The following is a 20,127-nucleotide window of genomic DNA, read 5'->3' on the forward strand; positions in this document are numbered from 1 at the left end:
CCTAACGTTAAACTAAGGTCGTTTTATTTCTGATTTCCCGCATTCCCACTTGATAATACTTTTTCATCATTTTATTCAAATGACTACTATCTGTAAAACCCAACTCATTGGCAATCTCTTTAAAAGAGCTACTGGTTAAGGTAGCACGGGCTTCTGCAATTTTCAATTTAGATCGTAACACATAATCACGGAAATTTTCTTTTGCATTTCTTTTAAAATACTCGCTAAAATAGGTTGCAGAGATGTGAAAGCGTGAAGCAACTCCTTCCAGGCTTACCTTTTCCTGATCTAAGAGATTATAATGGATAAAATGGAGCATATTGACAAATCGCTTCTCCTGAAATGATTGTCCATGAAACAACTGTTTCTCAATGTTTCTGGAAATGATCACCAGAATGGAGACCAACAAATTCTGCACAAGAAAAACGGAACAGCTGTTATCGCTGTAATGTTCCGCTACAATCAGGTTCAGCAATGACTTCACATGCGCTTTATCTGCCGCATTTGAAATCAATTCCCCTTCTGCCTGATCATAATTCCCGATGATGAAATTTAGTCGGTTGAACCAATCGCTATAATTGACAGCGCTAGAGGGATTACCAGAGAAATAATTACTGGTGAAACGGATAAACAGAAAACGGGTTGGTTTTTGAATCACATAGCCATTACAGCTTACCGAGGGCAATAAAAAGATATCTTCAGCAATATAAGGATGCGTACTCCCATTTACATACTGCTCTCCCTCACCTTCCAGGATATATACCAGTTCAAAGAAATTACTTGATTTGCCACGTTTCTTCCAGCTTTCATGAGCTACAATACTAATAGAGAAGTTTTCGTGATTAATTTCCATGTTGCAAGATAAGGCACAATTCCTGCAAGCGAGGCAATATCCCATATTAATACTGCTTTTTCCCTTTGCCGTACTTACCCGAAGCGAGGAATATCCAGACCTTTGTCTGTATGAAAATGACTGCCATCCCCAGAAGAATTGTTACCGGCCACAAAAACGGCCGCTCCATAATTGTTGAAGATAAAAAGGTAACGAATGTTTCAGAACATTTGCCGGGATTATTAATTTCCGATATCTGGGCAACGAATACCATGCCGGTAGATTTAACGAAGGAGCTGATCGTCGGGAACACTTTAGTTCCAGATCCACCAAAACATGGCAGTTATTTCAGGTATGTAAGCATTCCACCCGACAAAGATCTTGGGATACCGGAAAGGGCGCCAGTTATTCCTGGAACGATAACACATCAGCCTCATCCCTTAATGCACAAAACAGACACCCTGGACTACATCATCATTTTATCCGGAGAATTGTATCTTATCCTTGATGAGGAAGAAACTTTATTGAAAACCGGGGATATCGTTATCCAGAAGGGAACAAATCATGCCTGGAGTAATAGGTCAGATCAAGCCTGCATCCAGTTGGCAATATTACTGGATGCCAGGCAGGAAGAATAACTTTATTTCAATTGATAAGCCATCACTGATTTTTTATAGAAGGTAGGGATAAAAACAACCTTTTTTACGGGATCATAGCCGATATCAGCAGTGTTTTTTTTCTCCAAATGGGTATCCAATAAGACTTCACATTTACCATCCGCAGTTAGATAATAGATAAAACCACCCCAGCTAGAGGCAATAAAATCACCGTTTCCTATAGGCTCCAATCCATCACCACCGGCAGGCAACACCCCTATTTGACTGATTTTCTTATTTTTATCTGCTTTCAGAAATTGTTTACCGGAAAGGATATACAGGTCATTTTTAATGGCTTTCAATCCGTTTACCCCGCTCAGACTGTCCAGGTACAGAGAAGGAACATTCTTTTCTATCTTAAAAATCTTTTTGATTCTGGTATCAGACACGTATACAATTCCTTTATCACTCACTGTGATGTCATTTAAGAACTTTGTGTTTTCAATAGGGATTTTACGGATCACTTTTCCTTTGGCAATATCAATCACCACAACATCCGTTATATCCGCAGCATACATTAAGTTGCCAAATATGGCCAGCCCTTTTGGCGCATTTAATCCGGTTACCCAGTCCAGGTTAATCACCTTACCATCTGGCTGCATTTTCCCAATTCCTCCGATTCCATCTTTCGCATCAGGGTCATTCCCCATAATCGATACATACAGCACATTAGCTTTAGGATCGTGTAAAACTGATTCTGGCATATTGACCACACTATCAGTTTCCCAAAGTTTAATCAACTGTTTTTGTGCTTTTAAAGAAATGGACAAAAAGACCATAGCACTTAGAAAGAAATATTTTTTCATGTTTACCTGTTGTTTGATGAATTGAACGACTGCAATTAAATAATTCGGGTATTAAAATTACTGTTTCAAGTTAGCAAATTAGTAAACAATATGATCATAAATGGTCGATTATCATCATAAATAGCTAAATATAAGGCGATCAGCAAAACAGACCAGCTTTCTGAAAACAAATAAAAGTTAACTTTAAACACCTAAACTCTAGAGAACTCATGAACAATAGCAGCACCATGAATCGCATAACCAGCCTTATCTGTTTGTTTTTCTTTTGCGGATCCAGCTGTCTGCAGGCGCAATCAAAATCCGCAGATTTGAAAAGCTGGCCTAAAGGCGCTTCTCCAACAGAGATCGGAATTAGGGTTGTCAATCGTTTTATAGCCACTCCCCATACTAATTTTAATAAACCTGGTCCGCCAAGAGTGATTACTTATCCCGAATCGGTAGCCTGGTATGGGGCACTGACCTTTGCAAAATCCAGTGGCAATAAAAGCCTGGCCAAGCAGTTAGCCACACGATTTGAACCCTTCTTTGGTGTTGAAGCGAAAATGGTTCCCATTCCGGACCATGTAGATTACGCTGTATTTGGCGCTGTTCCCTTAGAATTATATCAACAGACAAAAGAGCAGAAGTACCTGGACATGGGAGTCGGAATCGCCGATAAGCAATGGGGTCCACCAGAAGGACCAAGAGTAAAACCAGAGTCACATGATTTCTATAATAAAGGTTATACCTGGCAAACCAGGCTGTGGATAGATGATATGTATATGATTACTGCCCTGCAGGCGCAAGCTTACCGCGCCACCGGAGATCAGAAATACATCGACCGTGCCGCTAAAGAAATGGTGTTCTATCTGGATGAACTTCAGAAAGCAAATGGCTTGTTTTACCATGCACCGGATGTTCCTTATTACTGGGGAAGAGGAGATGGCTGGATGGCAGCAGGAATGGCAGAATTGCTTAGCGCTATGCCTAAACAACATCCTAACAGAACAAGAATCATGAAAGGATACACAGATATGATGGCTTCGCTGCTTAAATATCAGGATAAAAATGGGATGTGGAATCAACTAATCGATAATCCAGAGGCATGGCCTGAAACTTCGGCAACAGGAATGTTCACTTTTGCCATGATTAAGGGTGTTAAAAATGGATGGTTGAATAAAGAGGTTTATGGAAAATCCGCTAGAAATGGCTGGTTGGGACTCATTAGCTACCTCAATGCTGATGCTGATATCTCAGAGGTATGCGAAGGGACCAACAAAAAGAACGACCAGCAATATTATCTGGATCGGAAACGAAATATCGGAGATCTGCATGGACAGGCGCCCATTTTATGGTGCGCTACGGCATTGCTCAGCAACTAAACACAGCCCTTTAAGGGTTAAATCAAAAGTTCCAGTACAAATCCGAGGGCTATTATCTATAAAAACAGCCCTCAATCCTTCCTTTCAGTAGAAAAACCGTTACCAAAAGAATAAATTGAGGGTAAATAGGGTTTTTTATATGTTTATTTGCAGAGATAAACCAACCTAAACTTAATTCACATTGTTATACAGCTGGAAGCTGAGTTTTTTTCAGCGTATAACTTGTAATGTAAACTGAATACCCTGTGAAGAACCAAATCGCTTATATTACCATCATGCGTCCAGCCAATCTGGTTACGTCTGTTGCAGATGTACTTGCCGGTGTGGCCATTTCTGGATACTTCTTAACAACAAATTTCGACTTCGAACACCTCCTTCCAATTCTATTACTTTGCATTTCTACACTCGGCCTCTATAGTGGAGGAGTGATCTTTAATGATGTATTTGATGCAGAAAAGGACAAGAAAGAACGTCCGGGGCGCCCAATTCCTAGTGCTGCAATTTCAAGGAAAGATGCAGCAGTATTTGGAGGGATTTGCTTTACAATTGGGGTTGTTGCAGCGGCATTTGTAAATCTGACCTCACTGGCTTTTGCGCTAATGATTCTGATCGCGGCCTTGACTTACGACAAATGGTCTAAGCATTTAACAGTTCTGGGACCAATTAATATGGGAATATGCAGAGGTTTAAACCTGCTTTTAGGAGTAAGCGTTTTTTCCAGAAGCCCGGAATTATGGTGGCTCGTGATCGCCATTATCCCTATTGTTTACATCGCCTCACTCACCATCATCAACAGAAGAAAAGAAGAGGATAAGAACAAAAACTCTTTGTATCTAGCTGCGTTTTTATACGCGTTTGTCATCGCCTGTATCCTTATTATTGCCAATAGTAAAGGTTTTTTTCTAATGACAATTCTCTTTGTAATTCCTTTTTACCTAATGATCTTTACGCCTTTATTTAAAGCATTGGACAATCCTACCGGAGAGAACATTGATAAATCAGTAAAGGCGGGAGTAATTGCTCTGATCCTGCTCAATGCAGCATGGGCCAGCGCTTTTGGCATCTGGTACATTGCATTGATCATCCTGCTATTACTCCCTTTATCCTTATGGTTAAGTAAAACTTTCTCGGTTAATTAACCGGTACCAGTTTGTAAATGATCCCCGGAGATTCTACAGCAATGTAGATATAACCATCTGGTGCCATTCTCACATCTCTCAATCTGCCAATGTTCTTGAATAGGATCTCTTCTTTAGTCACTTTGTTATCTTTTAGCACACTTCTGTTGAGGTACTGAAAACGCAAAGAACCAGTTAATAGATTCCCTTCCCATCCTTTATAACGGCTCCCGGTTACGAATGCCATTCCACTTGGGCCGATAGAAGGAATCCAGTAATGTATTGGCGCTGTAATCCCCTCTTTTTCGGAAATATCACTAATAACTTTACCATTGTAATTGATGCCATAGGTAGCGATTGGCCAGCCATAGTTTTTACCTGGCTGCACGATATTGATTTCATCGCCTCCCCTTGGTCCGTGTTCATTTTCCCAGATCGCACCTGTTGTTGGGTGGATCGTCATCCCTTGTGGATTTCTATTTCCATAAGTATAGATGGAGGCTTCCGCACCTTCAGTTTTCACAAAAGGATTGTCGGATGGAATACTGCCATCAGTTTTAATCCTGTGGATCTTACCCAGGTCGTTTCCTTTGATCTCCTGAGGATTTTCTTTTTCATTTCCACGTTCTCCAACAGAGATATATAGATATCCGTCTTTACCAAAAGCCAATCGGGAGCCATAATGGTGCTGGGTTTTTGACCATGGTTTCGCCACAAAAATATCTTTTTGATCGATCAGCTGATTTCCTTCCAGTTTTGCTTTCAGCACTGCTGTAGTTGCCAATACCGCTCCATTTTCCGTTTTAGGTTTAGAATAAGAAAGATAGATGGTTTTGTTTTTAGCGTAATCAGGATCTAATACCACATCCATTAATCCACCTTGTCCTTTATTTAAAAGTGCAGGCACACCGCTTATAGCAGCTAAGGATTTGTTTTTACCTACACGGTAAAATTTTCCGGTACGATCCGTCACCAATAGCTCCTGATTAGGCAGGAAAGCCATTCCCCATGGAATATCCATTCCTTTTGCAACTGTATCCAGACGGATGGTCATCGTTTCAGTTTTGAAAATATTGCTACTTGGCTTATCTGAAGCCGAATAGCGGTCTACATTTCTGATGCCTTTTAAAATATAATCTGCAAGTTCTTTAATTTCCACATCGTTAAATGCAGAATCAAAAGAAGGCATTCCTTCATTGGCATAACCATGCTTAATGGCTTTTACCAGGTCTTCTTTTTTATTGCCATGCTTCCATTGACGGTCAACAAAGGCATCCATCTTTTCTCCATGGCAACCGCCGCAAAAATTACGATAGTTTAAGGCTGCTTTTTCTTCAAGAAAATAGGGATCAGCAACGCTTGCTTTTTTTAATGCTTTTACCGGAGTTTTAGGCTGAGGCTTTTCATCAAAGCTCAACAAAGTTGTCAACACGCCCCCAAGAACGAGTGCGCTGCCAAAATACTTTATCATATTGAATTACAGGTTAGGGTGTTTGAACAACTAAAATAGGTATAAATCCAGAGAAATCCGCAGCGGAAACAGGAAGCTATTCTATAAAAATTGTTACGTTAAGATGATCATTTCCCGTTTTATAAGCTCTTTCACTTAAGCTCCATCATTTTTGATTCAGAAAATTACTTTTTAAGGTCAATGTGATTACATTTGAATAGACACACACCTACAAACCAACATGAATTCAAGAAGATCATTTTTAAAGAACGTAGCCCTGTTATCCGGGGCCGCCGGACTCCCAAACGTTATCCCCATGTCTATCCAAAAGGCAATGGCCATTAGCGCCAAGCCTGGTTCTACCTTTTATGATGCTGAGCATGTGGTCTTCCTGATGCAGGAAAACCGATCATTTGACCATATGTTTGGAAAGCTAAAAGGAGTTCGTGGATTCAATGACCCAAGATCCTTTCGCCTGCCAAATCAGGATAAAGTATGGCTACAGCAAGATGCTGCAGGAAAAACTTATGCTCCTTTTCATGTAGACATCAATAAGACTAAAATCACCTGGCAAGGGGGATTGCCACATTCCTGGTCTGACCAACTCGCTGCAAGAAACCAAGGGAAATACGATAAATGGCTACCCGTAAAATCACACCTTTGCACCGGTTATTACGACCGTACCGATATTCCTTTTTATTATGCAATGGCAGATGCATTTACGATTTGCGATCATAACTTTTGCTCCTCCCTAACCGGTACTACCCCCAACAGGTTGTTTTTCTGGACAGGCACCATCCGCCCGGAGCAAAATGGGACTTCCATTGCTGCAGTGAACAATTCTCAGGCGGAATCCCGAGAGAATGCTTTTGTAGACTGGGACACTTTTCCAGAATTATTGGAAGATCATGACATCAGCTGGAAGATCTACCAGAATGAGATCTGGACCGCCGATATCCCCGGAGATACTGTAGACGACTGGTTGGGAAATTATGGTGATAATGCCATTGAATATGTAAAAAGATACAATGTAAAACTTGCCGCTTACTTCCGAAAAAACGGTGATAAAACCGTAAAACCTCCACTTTCCGCAGCAGAAGTAACAGAGAAATACAATAAATTGAGCGATCGGGAGAAAAACCTGATCGATAAAGCTTTTGCCAGCAACATCAATGCGCCGGAAAACTACCTGGAACTGGCCCCTTTTTCATTTACTGATGATCAGGGAAAAGCACAAACGGTAAACATTCCGAAAAATGATATATTTCATCAATTCCGATCTGATGTAGACAATGGTAAATTGCCTACTGTTTCCTGGTTGGTGGCCCCACAAAGATTTTCCGACCACACCAGCTCTCCTTTATACGGCACCTGGTATGTTTCTGAAGCCATAGATATCCTGACGAAAAACCCCGAGATCTGGAAAAAGACCATTTTCATCCTGACTTATGATGAGAATGATGGTTATTTTGACCATATCCCTCCTTATGTAGTACCTAAACCAGGCGATCCCGGCTCAGGAAAAGTTTCTGAAAAAATAGACATTGCTCCGGATTATGAATTGAAGAAAGACAGTCCGATTGGATTAGGCTATAGGGTACCAATGCTGATTGCTTCTCCCTGGAGCAAGGGCGGATATGTGAATTCCCAAGTGTTTGACCACACTTCCTCCCTGATGTTTTTAGAAAACTTCCTGGGTCAAAAGACCGGAAAAAAGATCAGGAGTAAAAATATCAGTAGCTGGAGAAGGGCAATATGCGGTGATTTAACTTCTGTTTTCAGACCTGCAAAAGCGGATCAATCTAACCCTTTAGCGGCTTTGAAAAAAGAAATGGTAATTACCGAAATCCAGAATGCGAAGAATAAACCCGCACAGGTAAAACCCGATGCTTTAACTGCAGAAGAGATTGCAAAGATCAATGCAGTTCCTGCTTTTGACCCCGCTTCCCCATCGGCTATGCCAAAACAGGAAAAAGGAACAAGACCAGCTTGCGCTTTACCATACCAACTTTTTGCTGATGTACATTTAGATCCTGCAAAGAAAGGCATTCAAATAGATCTAGAATCAGGAAAGGGCAATTTCGGACAAAAGATAGTGCCAGTAGGTGCGCCATTTTTGATGTATACTTCTGTTAAGTATCAGCAAAATCCGGGAAAAACCTGGAATTACGCACTGGTAGCCGCTGATCAAATCACTGATCATTTGAAACTATCCGACTTTGAAAAAGAAAATTATCATTTGTGTATCAGTGGCCCCAATGGTTTTTTCCGCCAATTTAAAGGGAACCGACATGATCCTGCTTTAAAAACCAGCTGTGGTTATGAAGTTACTGGCTTACTGAGCAAAAAAGGCACTGGAAATATTCAGTTGCTATTAGAAAATGAAGGTAACACCCCCCTGAAAATAAACATCAAGGACCTCACTTATCAGAAAAACAAAACAAAGGAGATTACATTAGCAGCAAAAGAACAAGTTAAAGTGATCCTGGATTTGCAAAAAAGTAGTTCATGGTATGATTTCTCCATTGAGGCGAAGGGCCATGATGGTTTTAGTAAGCATTATGCAGGCCATGTGGAAACCGGTGAAGAAGGAATTACTGATCCTTACATGGCTGGTGTAGTTTAGTCTTAAACCAATCGGTTATATCAAAGACATCAGTTCTACAAAAACCACAAGCCCCCAGGTCGTTTTAAGCTCTTGGGGGCTTTTTTGCTATTATTGATTGAAATTTTACTTCAATTCCTGCTCTTCCTGTTTCTCAGGGTCGAGTTCTACATTCCCACGCTCGTCTTCCTTAGCCGTCCATAAGGGGTATAAGAAAAGAATCGCCGCAGCCATAAAAAACACACCAGCCACTTCGAGCGCATAGATACCAGAGCCCTGCTCATTTGTTGCCATGATGATATACACGACCAATGCGATTATCCCCAGGATAATTGCTATCACCGCTTTCTGAAGTTTCATTACTTTGATCATAATATGAGGTCATTAGTTTGTCGTTTAATGTTAACAAAAACCAAACCAATGTTTAAAAAGAAATCCCGCTGGATTCCCGCAAGGAGAAGATAAATCTATTTTTTTTCCTAATTTACGAGCTTAATAATAATAACCTTTAGTTTGCGAGGGGTTCTCAGTGTAATGCTGTGGATAAGACTACATTTTTTTAATTCTAAAAATGTAACTTTGCAACCTTAATTTTTTGGAGATACTTGATTGATGTATAGGGAATTTAAACAGCTGGAACTAGCGAAAATAGGAAAAGAAATACTTGAATTTTGGAAAGCGGAAAACATCTTTGAGAAGAGTATTTCTACGCGTTCAAAAGCGAATCCATTCACATTTTATGAAGGTCCGCCTTCAGCAAATGGAATGCCTGGGATCCACCACGTAATGGCACGTGCGATTAAAGATATTTTTTGCCGTTATAAAACATTAAAAGGCTTTCAGGTAAAGCGTAAAGGCGGATGGGATACCCATGGATTGCCAATTGAGCTTGCTGTAGAAAAGAAATTAGGCATTACTAAAGAAGATATCGGAAAGAAGATTTCCGTGGAAGAATACAATACCGCCTGTAAAGAGGAGGTGATGAAATACACTGATGTATGGAATGACCTGACGGAAAAAATGGGCTACTGGGTAGATCTTGAAAACCCGTATGTAACCTACGAAAGCGAATATATTGAGTCCTTATGGTCGATCTTAAAATCGTTCTACGACAAGGGCCTTTTATACAAAGGATATACAGTACAACCTTACTCTCCTGCTGCAGGAACTGGATTGAGCTCTCATGAGCTGAACCAACCGGGTACGTACAAAATGTTGAAAGACACTTCAATTACGGCTCAGTTTTTCCTTAAAAAAGACCAGAACCATCCATTGATGGCTGAGCTTTTTGAAAATGAAGCAGAAGAAACGGCAATTATTGCCTGGACAACTACTCCATGGACTCTGCCTTCTAACTGTGCATTGGCAGTTGGTGAAAAAATCACCTATGTGAAAGTAAAAACTTTTAATCCTTATACTTTCCTTCCGGTAAGTGTGGTGCTTGCCAAAGATCTGGTAGGAAAACACTTTAAAGCGGATGCCGCAGCAATTGCATTGGAAGATTATAAAGGCGGTGATAAACTGGTTCCATGGACGATTGCTAAAGAGTTTACTGGTAAAGACCTGATCGGCTTACATTATCATCAATTGATGCCATATGTGACTAATGAAGACCTGGAAGCAAATGCTTTCCGTGTAATTCCTGGTGATTTTGTGACTACAGAAGACGGTACAGGTATCGTTCACACGGCTTCTATCTTCGGTGCAGACGATTTTCGTATCGCCAAAGAGGCTGGTGTTCCCTCCGTTTTGATCAAAGATGAAAATGGTAATGATGCACCTTTAGTAGACAAACAAGGTAAGTTTGTAAATGAGGTAACGGATTTCGCCGGTCGTTATGTAAAAGAAGAATACTATTCGGACGAAGAACGTGCTGCTGCTGATTTTAAACCTACTGATGTGCTAATCGCCATCAAGTTAAAAGAAGACAACAAAGCATTCGACGTTAAGAAATATGAACACAGTTACCCACATTGCTGGAGAACTGATAAGCCAATCCTTTATTATCCTTTAGACAGCTGGTTCATTAGAACTACTTCTGTAAAAGAGAAAATGGTGGAGCTAAATAAAACCATTAACTGGAAACCTGAAGCAACAGGAACAGGCCGTTTTGGCAATTGGCTAGAAAACCTGGTAGACTGGAATCTTTCACGCTCCCGCTATTGGGGTACTCCCCTACCCATCTGGCGTACAGAAGATGGTAAGCAGGAAAAATGTATCGGCTCTATCGAAGAACTGAATGCAGAAATTCAGAAATCTGTAGCTGCAGGTTATATGGAAGCTGGCTTTGAGCTGAAAGATATGCACCGTCCATATGTGGATGATGTGATCCTGACGGCTGATAACGGCGAAAGAATGATTCGTGAGTTAGACCTGATTGACGTTTGGTTTGACAGCGGGGCCATGCCTTATGCACAATGGCATTTCCCTTTTGAGAACAAAGAAGAATTTGCAAATGCTTATCCTGCTGATTTCATCGCAGAAGGTGTGGATCAGACGCGTGGCTGGTTCTTTACTTTACATGCCATTGCGGTGATGTTGAGTGAGTCTAGTGAGGAGATTAAAGCAATCAATGAAAAAGTAGGCAATCCAGGTGTAGCGTTTAAAAACGTGGTTTCAAATGGTTTGGTACTGGATAAAAACGGCAACAAAATGTCTAAGCGATTAGGCAATGGCGTAGATCCTTTTGCTACAATTGATACTTATAGTGCTGATGCAACACGTTGGTACATGATCAGCAATGCTTCACCATGGGACAACCTTAAATTTAACACGGATGGTATCGATGAGGTTCGCCGTAAGTTTTTTGGTACCCTTTACAATACGTATTCCTTCTTCGCTTTATATGCGAACATTGATAAATTTGTGATTGATGAAGAAAATCAAACGCCTGTTGCTGAACGTAGCGAATTAGACCGTTGGATCTTATCATTATTGCAAACGCTGATTGCAGAAGTAGATGAAAATTACCAGGCTTATGAGCCAACTAAGGCTTCAAGAGCCATCCAGACTTTTGTGGATGAGCATTTGAGTAACTGGTACATCCGTTTATCTCGTCGCCGTTTCTGGAAAGGTGAGATGACTGCGGATAAAAAAGCAGCTTACGAGACTTTATATACTTGCTTAACGAGCATCGCACAGATCATGTCGCCGGTAGCACCTTTCTTCTCTGATTGGTTGTTCCAGAACCTTGCTGTAAATGCGGCTGCTGAATCTGTACACTTAACAATATGGAATGAAGCAGATCATTCTTTGATCGATACCGCCCTAAACGAGCGTATGGAGCTGGCACAAAACATCTCTTCGATGGTGCTTTCTCTTCGTAAAAAGAGCAGTATCAATGTTCGTCAGCCATTAGCAAAGATCTTAATACCAGTATTGGACAAGAAATTTGCAGAACAGGTAGAATTGGTGAAAGAACTGATTTTATCGGAAACGAACATCAAAGCAATTGAATACATTACGGATGCAGCAGGTTTCATTAAGAAAAAAATCAAGCCTAACTTTAAAGCTTTAGGGCCTAAGGTTGGTAAGGAAATGAAGCTTGTGGCAGACTTGATCAGCAACATGAGTCAGGAAGATTTAGCTGGTTTTGAAGCAACTGGCGAGTACCAGATTCCCAACACAGCTTATATTGTTCAACTTTCTGACGTAGAGATCATTGCCGAAGATATTCCGGGATGGCAAGTAACGAATCTGGGCAACCTTACGGTTGCATTGGATGTTACCATCACCCCTGAGTTGAAGCAAGAAGGTTTATCGCGTGAGCTAATTAATAGAATTCAGAACTTAAGAAAAGAATTAAACTTTGAGGTTACAGATCGCATTACAGTGTCTTTACAGAACGATAATCTGATTGCCAATGCAGTAGCTGAAAATAAAACATACATTTGTTCTGAAATTTTAGCGGATAAAATTAATTTAATAGATAATTTAGAAGGTGGAAACAAAATCGTCATTGATGATGTTGAACTAGATATTTCGATCGCAAAACAATAATATTATGGAAAAAGCTACAAAAACACGGTATTCAGATAGTGAACTTCAAGAGTTTAAAGAACTTATTCAAGGAAAACTACGCATGGCGAGAGAAGAATTTCTTTCCCTGACCAGCTCATTAAGTAGCCCGAACTCTAACGGAACTGAAGATACTTCAGGAACTTATAAAACATTAGAAGATGGCTCTGCAACTTTAGAGAAAGAACAATTGAACCAGCTGGCTGCGCGTCAGAAGAAATTCATTGAAAATCTGGAAGCAGCATTGGTACGTATTGAGAACAAAACTTATGGTATTTGCCGTGAAACCGGTAAACTGATCCAGAAAGAGCGTTTACGCGCAGTTCCTCATGCTACTTTAAGTATGGAAGCTAAATTGAAGCAGAGCTAATGAAGGGATATACTAAACCTTTACTGATTATAATTTTAGTCTTAATTGCTGATCAGCTGATCAAAACCTGGGTTAAAACCAATATGTACCTTGGACAGGAGTTCAAGATTATCGGAGACTGGTGTATTATCCACTTCACTGAAAACAATGGAATGGCCTTTGGTCTTGAATTTGGCGGGGAATTTGGAAAACTATCGCTTTCTTTATTTAGAATTGCCGCGGTTGCAGGAATTGGATATGGTTTGCATTACCTGATCCAGAAAAAATACCACAGAGGACTAATTATGAATGTAGCCCTGATCTTTACAGGAGCATTGGGTAATATCATTGACTCCGTGTTTTATGGAAAGATCTACGGATATGCAGGTTGGTTCCATGGAAGAGTAGTAGATATGTTCTACTTCCCATTGGTAGAAGGCGTGTTTCCTAAATGGGTGCCAATCTGGGGTGGCGAAGATTTCATCTTCTTCAGACCCGTATTTAACCTTGCAGATGCCGCGATTTCTATTGGGGTAGTCATGATCCTGATTTATCAGAAAACTTATTTTAAAGAAGAGATAAATGAAGAAATTGGCCTTAACAATGAAATTACAGAAGATTAAATCATTATAAAATCTGATCAGCCCGTAAAGCAAATGTTTTACGGGCTTTTTTGTTTTCAAGCCTGGTTTCAGAAAAGAATTTTAAGAGAAAATACAACTCATTATGAACGAGTTAAGCGATAATTTGTAAATTGTATGGTCGGCCGGTATGGAATTGGCCTGATATTTACATCTTCTTATCAAATACACAAAAGAAAAACAACTATTATGAAAAAGTTATTTGCCCTTGCCTTTGTTGCCTTATTCAGTTTAAGTGCCATGGCGCAACAAGTAGACCTGAGAAAAAAGATTAATGTGAGCGGTTCTGCAGAAGCAGAGGTTACTCCGGATATTATCTACATCAGCATCTCCCTAAAAGAATATTTGAAAGATAACAATAGCAAGAAAAAAGTAGAGATCACCACTTTAGAAAATCAATTGTACAATGCGGTTCAAACTGCAGGTATTTCAAAAGAGAATTTAACGATCAATAATTTATCAGGTTATACCGTTGCTCAGAAAAAGAAAAACCCTGATTTCTTAGTGAGCAAACAATACCGTTTGAAAGTAAGCGACCTGAATAAATTTAATGAAATCATGGGAGATATCGATCCAAAAGGTATTGCTTACACCAATATCGACAGCTATGATTATTCGAAAATTGAAACCTTAAAGAAAGAACTGAAAATCAAAGCACTTCAGGCAGCGAAAGCAAAAGCGACTTATCTGGTAGAAGCAATTGGAGATAAATTAGGAAACATCATTGACATTCAGGAATTGAACAACGAATCTTTCCCTCAACCAATGTACCGCAATGTGATGATGATGAAATCATCAGAAAGTGCAGACATGGCTGGCGCAGCTGCTCCAGAGATTGATTTCAAAAAGATCAAATTGAATTACACCATGAATACGGTGTTTGAGATTAAGTAAGCTGACCAGAGTAACACACACTTTGTATTTGTTTAATAGGGTTAAAGGCTTTATAGAAATTTAAATAATAAACCTTATATAGCTCAGGCATACCAAAAACAACGTTTTTTTAGGCTCAGAATCCTTGATAAAAAACCTACCAATATTTTTTGGTAGGTTTTTTGTTTGTCATGTAATAGTAAGTCACATAACCTTAATCACATGAAAAAATTCATTTATTCGTTAGCCTTAATTTTTATGCTAGGCGTTAGCGCAAACACTGTTGTTGCTGCAGAGAAGTCTGAGAAAAACAAAACGGAAATGACCGTTGAACAACAGGCGCAATTGAGAAGAATTACGGAACGTGTAGAGGAGATCAAGTCTATGGATAAATCTAATTTATCCAGAACGGAGAAAAAAGAACTGCGCAAAGAACTTAAAGAATTAAAAAAACAATCTAAAGCTTTAGGCGGTGGTGTCTATCTTTCTGTAGGAGCGATTATCATCATCATTCTGTTATTAATCTTAATATTATAATTTATCATCTACCGATGAATAAAAAAACCTTCCCCATAATGGAGAAGGTTTTTTTTTATTTTCAGGAATACCACCTACAGCTGATAATGATGTCATTGTACTCCCTATTGATGATCAACAGATCAATCTCTTGATGAGTACTAGTCAATATATTCGAAACCCGTATATTTTACCAGAACCTCAGGAATTTTCACTCCTTTATCTGTCTGGTTGTTCTCCAGGATACAAGCTACAATACGTGGCAATGCCAATGCACTTCCATTTAAGGTATGTGCCAATTGTGTTTTACCAGCAGCTCCTTTAAACCTTAATTTTAAACGCGTACTCTGGTAAGTCTCAAAGTTAGAAACTGAAGAAACCTCTAACCAACGTTGTTGTGCAGCACTCCATACTTCCATATCATAAGTCATTGCCGCAGCAAAGCCCATATCACCACCACATAAACGCAATACACGGAAGTGTAAACCCAGGTCTTTTAACAAGTCCTGTACGTATGCACTCATATGTTCTAATGTTTCATAAGAGTTTTCCGGATGTACTACTTGTACCAACTCCACTTTATCAAACTGGTGTAAGCGATTTAATCCTCTTACATGCGCACCATAAGATCCTGCCTCACGACGGAAACATGGCGTATATGCAGTATTTTTAATTGGAAGCTCTTCTTCTTTCAAAATTACATCACGGTATAAATTCGTTACCGGTACTTCTGCAGTAGGAATAAGGTAAAGGTTATCCACACCTGAATGGTACATTTGCCCTTCTTTATCCGGCAATTGCCCGGTTCCAAAACCTGAAGCCTCATTTACCAATAAAGGCACTTGCATTTCTCTGTATCCGGCATCTACAGCCTTATCCAGGAAATAATTGATCAAAGCTCTTTGCAAACGTGCGCCTTTTCCTTTATATACCGGAAATCCTGCACCCGTAATTTTTGTTCCCAATTCAAAATCGATGATGTCATATTTGGTGGTCAACTCCCAATGAGGAACTGCATTTTCGCCCAATACTGCAGGCTCACCATGAATCAATATTTCTTCATTTTCTTCCGCAGTATTTCCTGTAGCCACAGATTCATGAGGTAGGTTAGGCAATTGTACGATCAATTGAAATAACTTTTCTTCTGCAGCAACCAATACTTCTGAAAGGTTTTTGATCTGCTCTTTATTTGCTGTAGTCTCCGACTTTAATACTTCCGCTTCCTCTTTTTTTCCATTACGCATCAGCTCACCAATTTGTTTAGCACTGGCGTTAGCGATTGCAGAAAGTGAATCTAAGGAGGTTTGAGCTTGTCTACGCTCTTCATCAATTTTAATAATTTCATCAACCAATTCTGGTTGCTTGAATTTACGTACACTCAGTCGTTCTAAAACTTTGTCTCTATTTTCGCGGATATAGTTAACTTGCAGCATTATTTTATATTTTAAACAAAGATAATAACTTAAACGTCATTGTGAACCTCCACAGACATCTGATTGGGATATTATCCTTCAACCGGGTCTCTATTTTGGCTGAGCTGATGAAAAAAATACTATGGAAGGCAAATTATTTCTTGTTCCCACGCCGATTGGCAACCTTGAGGATATGACCTTCAGGGCGATAAGGATATTAAAAGAGGCAGATGTGATTCTTGCCGAAGATACACGTACAAGTGCGCCGATGCTGAAACATTTCGGGATCGACAAAAAAGCGTATTCGCACCACCAGCACAATGAACATCAGGCAACTTCTGAAATCATCAAATTTCTAAAAGAAGGAAAAAATGTAGCGCTGATCTCCGATGCAGGGACTCCCGCGATTTCTGACCCCGGATTTTTCCTGGTTAGAGAGGCCATCAAAAATGACCTGGCTGTAGAATGTTTACCAGGGGCCACGGCTTTTGTACCAGCATTGGTAAACTCCGGACTTCCTTCCGACACCTTCATTTTTGAAGGCTTTTTACCCGTTAAAAAAGGCAGACAAACCCGCTTTAAAAAGCTAGCAGAAGAAGACCGTACAATCATTTTATATGAAAGTCCACATAGATTACTTAAAACGCTGGAAGAATTCGCAGAATATTGTGGTGAAGACCGTCAGGCTTCCGTGAGCAGAGAGCTGACCAAAATGTACGAAGAAACAGTTAGAGGTACCCTGCTGGAAATCAAAGAACATTTTGAGAACAACATTCTTAAAGGAGAATTTGTAATCTGTATTGCCGGAAAAACTGAAGTAAAAAAGTCTAAATATGAGAAGAACGATTCGGAAGATTAATTCATTCAATCTGAACGAGCCAATCGTTATCGGAGAAAAAACTCCAAATACGGGTAGAACATTTCAAGATAAATAGAAAGACAATACCAGGTTAAATAACAAATATTCAGGAGCAAAGAAGAACATTTCAGGTTCAATTTTTGATAGTAATATAAAAAGCATTTATATGATATTAATTGATAGATTTTTAAGTGACGAACAAGATCCTAAAGCTGTTGAAAAGGTTTTAGGAAAATTAAATGATATGCTCAGCGCAAATGAAGAGCTGATTTATATGGCAGTACAAAAAAGACCTGCAGTAAATCTACTTCCTACCTGTATTGTGGTGAGTAATAAACGTATTTTCTATTGCGAGCCCGGAAATTTTGGGATCACCATGAATTTCAAAGACATCTCATGGAAGACCATTAAGGAAGTATCTTTTAAAGAGGAAATCTTTGGATCTAAATTTATCTGTGTCCCTACTTACGGCGAAAACATCATTACAGAATATATTCCAAAAGTTCAGGCCCGTAAATTATACCAGGCGGCTCATGAACAATTAGAAGGATTCAAAGAACAACAAAGGCAAATAGAACTGGAAGAAAGGCGCTCTACGACTTCTCCAGTAACCGTGAACACAGTTCCTACAACTGTAGTAGAGGAGGAGCCTATGGCTTTTATCCCCCCTACTGCTGTGGCAGCTCCCTATGTAGCACCTGCTGCTCCAATAGAAGAAGCTGAAGATGAAACTACGCTGAAGCTGAGGAAATTGAAAACATTGTATGATAAACAATTGATTACATTGGAAGAATATGAAGCGAAAAAAGCGGACATCCTGGACAGTTTTTAAACGCATCGCTTAAAAAACAAAAGCTGCCGGCCAAGGCCGGCAGATTTCATACCCATCCCCCATTAGATCCCAATGAATTCAAAAAACACGACGCTCCTTGCACTGTTAAGCGCCTTTTTAATGTGGTTGGCCTGGCCACCTATTCCATTTACCACCCCACTATTACTCGTCGGTTTTGTGCCTTTACTGATCGCCATTTCGCAAATCCGTGAAGGCAGTATTATTAATAAAGAGCTTAACGACAGCAGTCCCCATACAGGGAACCTTAAAAAGAAAAAAGGAAAACAAGTTTTTTTAACCGCAGGACTTACTTTTCTGGTTTGGAACACCGCTTGTATTTACTGGGTTTACAATGCCGTGAGTGCATATAACAGCCCAGTTGTAGCTTTCCTGATTTCATTGATTCCTTTTGGTCTGGGCGCATTACTGATGACTTTTGCTTTCTGGTTATATTACCGCTTAACCAGATATACCAGTAAATGGCTCGCTTATACTGGATTGATCAGTTTCTGGATTGCGATGGAATACCTCCACCAAACCTGGGATCTTGCCTTTCCATGGATGACTCTAGGAAATGGTTTTGCTGCCAGTCACCAGTTGGTACAATGGTATGAATTCACCGGAGTTTATGGCGGTTCTTTATGGATCTTGCTCAGTAATATCCTTGCTTTTGAAGCTTATCAAGCCTGGAAAACTCAAAAAGGCCATCATAAATTCAGACCTCTAATGGTGCTAACAGCGGTAATTTTAATTCCTGCAATCGCATCATTGATCAGATATACGACTTATAAAGAAAAAACGGTTCCGGTAAATGTAGTGACAGTTCAGCCAAACATCGATCCATACGAAAAACTAGGCGGAATATCTCCCCTAGAGCAATTGCGCGTACTTACCCATCTTTCTGATTCTATAGGACAGGTCAATACAGAATATTTCATCTGGCCGGAAACAGCGATTCCCAATTATAGTGATGAAGAAAGGATCAGAAGTAACCCGGATTACATACAGCTTCAGGAGTTTATTTCAAAGTACAAAAATGGAACACTGATCACCGGAATTGAAAGTATCAAGGTGTATAATGATAAACAAACGATCAGTTCAAAATTAGATCCAAACAGCGGTCTTTATTTCGATAATTTCAATGCTGCAATGCAGGTAGAGAATTCTGCCAATGTTCAGTTTTACCATAAATCGAAACTGGTGCCAGGCGTAGAGAAAATGCCTTTCCCAAAAACTCTTGCCTTCCTTACCCCTATTTTTGCGGAATTGGGTGGCACGGTTGGTGGCTGGGGATGGCAAGATAATCCAGGTGTATTCTATGCCCAAAGCGGCGTTGGCGTTGCACCAGTCATTTGTTATGAATCTTTATGGGGCGACTGGGTTGGTAAATCTGTTAAGGAGGGCGCTCAATTCATCGCTATCATCACGAATGACGGTTGGTGGGGCAACACCTCAGGTAAAGACCAACATCTCTTATATGCGAAATTAAGAGCTATTGAAACCAGACGTTGGGTAGTTCGTTCTGCAAACACTGGAATATCCGCTTTTATTGATCAAAAAGGAAACATTATAAAACAAAGTAAATGGTGGACGCGTACCGCATTAAAAGCAGATGTCAACCTAAACAGCGACTTAACTTTTTACGTTGAAAGTGGTGACCTGATCGCAAAGCTATTTTCATTTATTGCAGTAATCCTGGCATTAATTATTCCTTACAAGAAATGGATTAAAAAATCCATTTAACACAAACTGCAGAGACAGCACATTGCAAATAGAAAAGCGCCTGATCATTTTTGTGAT

17 protein-coding genes are annotated in these 20,127 nt (G+C 39.9%); 12 read left to right on the forward strand and 5 right to left on the reverse strand.

The genetic code is table 11. From position 1 onward, the window contains the following. Window positions 1–7 precede the first annotated feature (7 nt). Complete coding sequence (locus R2S10_RS23975) at window positions 8–853, reverse strand: AraC family transcriptional regulator (protein ID WP_316842929.1); 846 nt, start codon at window positions 851–853, stop codon at window positions 8–10. A 110-nt stretch (window positions 854–963) separates the two neighbouring features. Between R2S10_RS23975 and R2S10_RS23980 the strand changes: the two genes are divergently transcribed. Further along, on the forward strand, window positions 964–1,470 hold the full coding sequence (locus R2S10_RS23980; protein ID WP_316842930.1) for a cupin domain-containing protein: 507 nt from the start codon (window positions 964–966) through the stop codon (window positions 1,468–1,470). A gap of 2 nt (window positions 1,471–1,472) precedes the next feature. On the opposite strand, the gene R2S10_RS23985 is transcribed toward R2S10_RS23980, so the two are convergent. After that, a complete protein-coding gene (locus R2S10_RS23985) occupies window positions 1,473–2,294 on the reverse strand; it encodes an ATP-binding protein (protein ID WP_316842931.1) in 822 nt (273 codons plus the stop codon). 308 nt (window positions 2,295–2,602) lie between these two features. Here R2S10_RS23985 and R2S10_RS23990 point away from each other — a divergent pair, with 308 nt between their 5' ends. Together R2S10_RS23990 and eboC are read left to right on the forward strand one after the other, a co-directional pair. Further along, window positions 2,603–3,655 (forward strand): glycoside hydrolase family 105 protein, encoded by a 1,053-nt coding sequence (locus tag R2S10_RS23990; RefSeq protein WP_316842932.1) that lies wholly within the window; start codon window positions 2,603–2,605, stop codon window positions 3,653–3,655. 245 nt (window positions 3,656–3,900) lie between these two features. Next, complete coding sequence (gene eboC / locus R2S10_RS23995; RefSeq protein ID WP_316842933.1) at window positions 3,901–4,794, forward strand: UbiA-like protein EboC; 894 nt, start codon at window positions 3,901–3,903, stop codon at window positions 4,792–4,794. Here the strand turns inward: eboC and R2S10_RS24000 are convergent. Next, window positions 4,787–6,244, reverse strand: a complete 1,458-nt coding sequence (locus R2S10_RS24000; RefSeq protein WP_316842934.1) for a PQQ-dependent sugar dehydrogenase — start codon at window positions 6,242–6,244, stop codon at window positions 4,787–4,789. The genes eboC and R2S10_RS24000 overlap by 8 nt on opposite strands. A gap of 220 nt (window positions 6,245–6,464) precedes the next feature. Here R2S10_RS24000 and R2S10_RS24005 point away from each other — a divergent pair, with 220 nt between their 5' ends. Continuing rightward, window positions 6,465–8,849, forward strand: a complete 2,385-nt coding sequence (locus R2S10_RS24005; RefSeq protein ID WP_316842935.1) for a phosphocholine-specific phospholipase C — start codon at window positions 6,465–6,467, stop codon at window positions 8,847–8,849. A 105-nt stretch (window positions 8,850–8,954) separates the two neighbouring features. On the opposite strand, the gene R2S10_RS24010 is transcribed toward R2S10_RS24005, so the two are convergent. After that, entirely contained in the window at window positions 8,955–9,200 is a 246-nt protein-coding gene (locus R2S10_RS24010; protein WP_316842936.1) for an isoleucyl-tRNA synthetase, read from the reverse strand. Between the two features lie 240 nt (window positions 9,201–9,440). Between R2S10_RS24010 and ileS the strand changes: the two genes are divergently transcribed. From ileS to R2S10_RS24035, 5 genes are all read left to right on the forward strand, one after another. Continuing rightward, window positions 9,441–12,827 carry an isoleucine--tRNA ligase gene (gene ileS, locus R2S10_RS24015; protein ID WP_316842937.1) on the forward strand — a complete coding sequence of 1,129 codons (3,387 nt, stop codon included), beginning with the start codon at window positions 9,441–9,443 and terminating at the stop codon, window positions 12,825–12,827. A 4-nt stretch (window positions 12,828–12,831) separates the two neighbouring features. Continuing rightward, entirely contained in the window at window positions 12,832–13,215 is a 384-nt protein-coding gene (locus tag R2S10_RS24020; RefSeq protein ID WP_062550535.1) for a TraR/DksA family transcriptional regulator, read from the forward strand. Then, a complete protein-coding gene (locus tag R2S10_RS24025) occupies window positions 13,215–13,817 on the forward strand; it encodes a lipoprotein signal peptidase (RefSeq protein ID WP_316842938.1) in 603 nt (200 codons plus the stop codon). The genes R2S10_RS24020 and R2S10_RS24025 overlap by 1 nt, the downstream gene beginning before the upstream one ends. 207 nt (window positions 13,818–14,024) lie before the next feature. Continuing rightward, on the forward strand, window positions 14,025–14,729 hold the full coding sequence (locus tag R2S10_RS24030) for an SIMPL domain-containing protein (protein WP_316842939.1): 705 nt from the start codon (window positions 14,025–14,027) through the stop codon (window positions 14,727–14,729). A 201-nt stretch (window positions 14,730–14,930) separates the two neighbouring features. Then, entirely contained in the window at window positions 14,931–15,245 is a 315-nt protein-coding gene (locus R2S10_RS24035) for a hypothetical protein (protein ID WP_316842940.1), read from the forward strand. Window positions 15,246–15,385: 140 nt separating this feature from the next. On the opposite strand, the gene serS is transcribed toward R2S10_RS24035, so the two are convergent. After that, the gene (serS, locus tag R2S10_RS24040; protein ID WP_316842941.1) at window positions 15,386–16,657 is read right to left on the reverse strand and encodes a serine--tRNA ligase; all 1,272 of its coding nucleotides are present in this window, start codon (window positions 16,655–16,657) and stop codon (window positions 15,386–15,388) included. A gap of 121 nt (window positions 16,658–16,778) precedes the next feature. Here serS and rsmI point away from each other — a divergent pair, with 121 nt between their 5' ends. The 3 genes from rsmI (at window position 16,779) to lnt (ending at window position 20,070) form a co-directional block, all read left to right on the forward strand. Beyond that, complete coding sequence (gene rsmI, locus R2S10_RS24045) at window positions 16,779–17,495, forward strand: 16S rRNA (cytidine(1402)-2'-O)-methyltransferase (RefSeq protein WP_316842942.1); 717 nt, start codon at window positions 16,779–16,781, stop codon at window positions 17,493–17,495. Window positions 17,496–17,661: 166 nt separating this feature from the next. Continuing rightward, the gene (locus R2S10_RS24050) at window positions 17,662–18,327 is read left to right on the forward strand and encodes a PH domain-containing protein (RefSeq protein ID WP_316842943.1); all 666 of its coding nucleotides are present in this window, start codon (window positions 17,662–17,664) and stop codon (window positions 18,325–18,327) included. 72 nt (window positions 18,328–18,399) lie between these two features. Beyond that, the gene (lnt, locus tag R2S10_RS24055) at window positions 18,400–20,070 is read left to right on the forward strand and encodes an apolipoprotein N-acyltransferase (RefSeq protein ID WP_316842944.1); all 1,671 of its coding nucleotides are present in this window, start codon (window positions 18,400–18,402) and stop codon (window positions 20,068–20,070) included. The last annotated feature ends 57 nt before the right edge of the window (window positions 20,071–20,127 follow it).

Origin of the sequence: Pedobacter gandavensis, from assembly GCF_032678745.1 — a bacterium.
GTDB lineage: Bacteria > Bacteroidota > Bacteroidia > Sphingobacteriales > Sphingobacteriaceae > Pedobacter > Pedobacter gandavensis_C.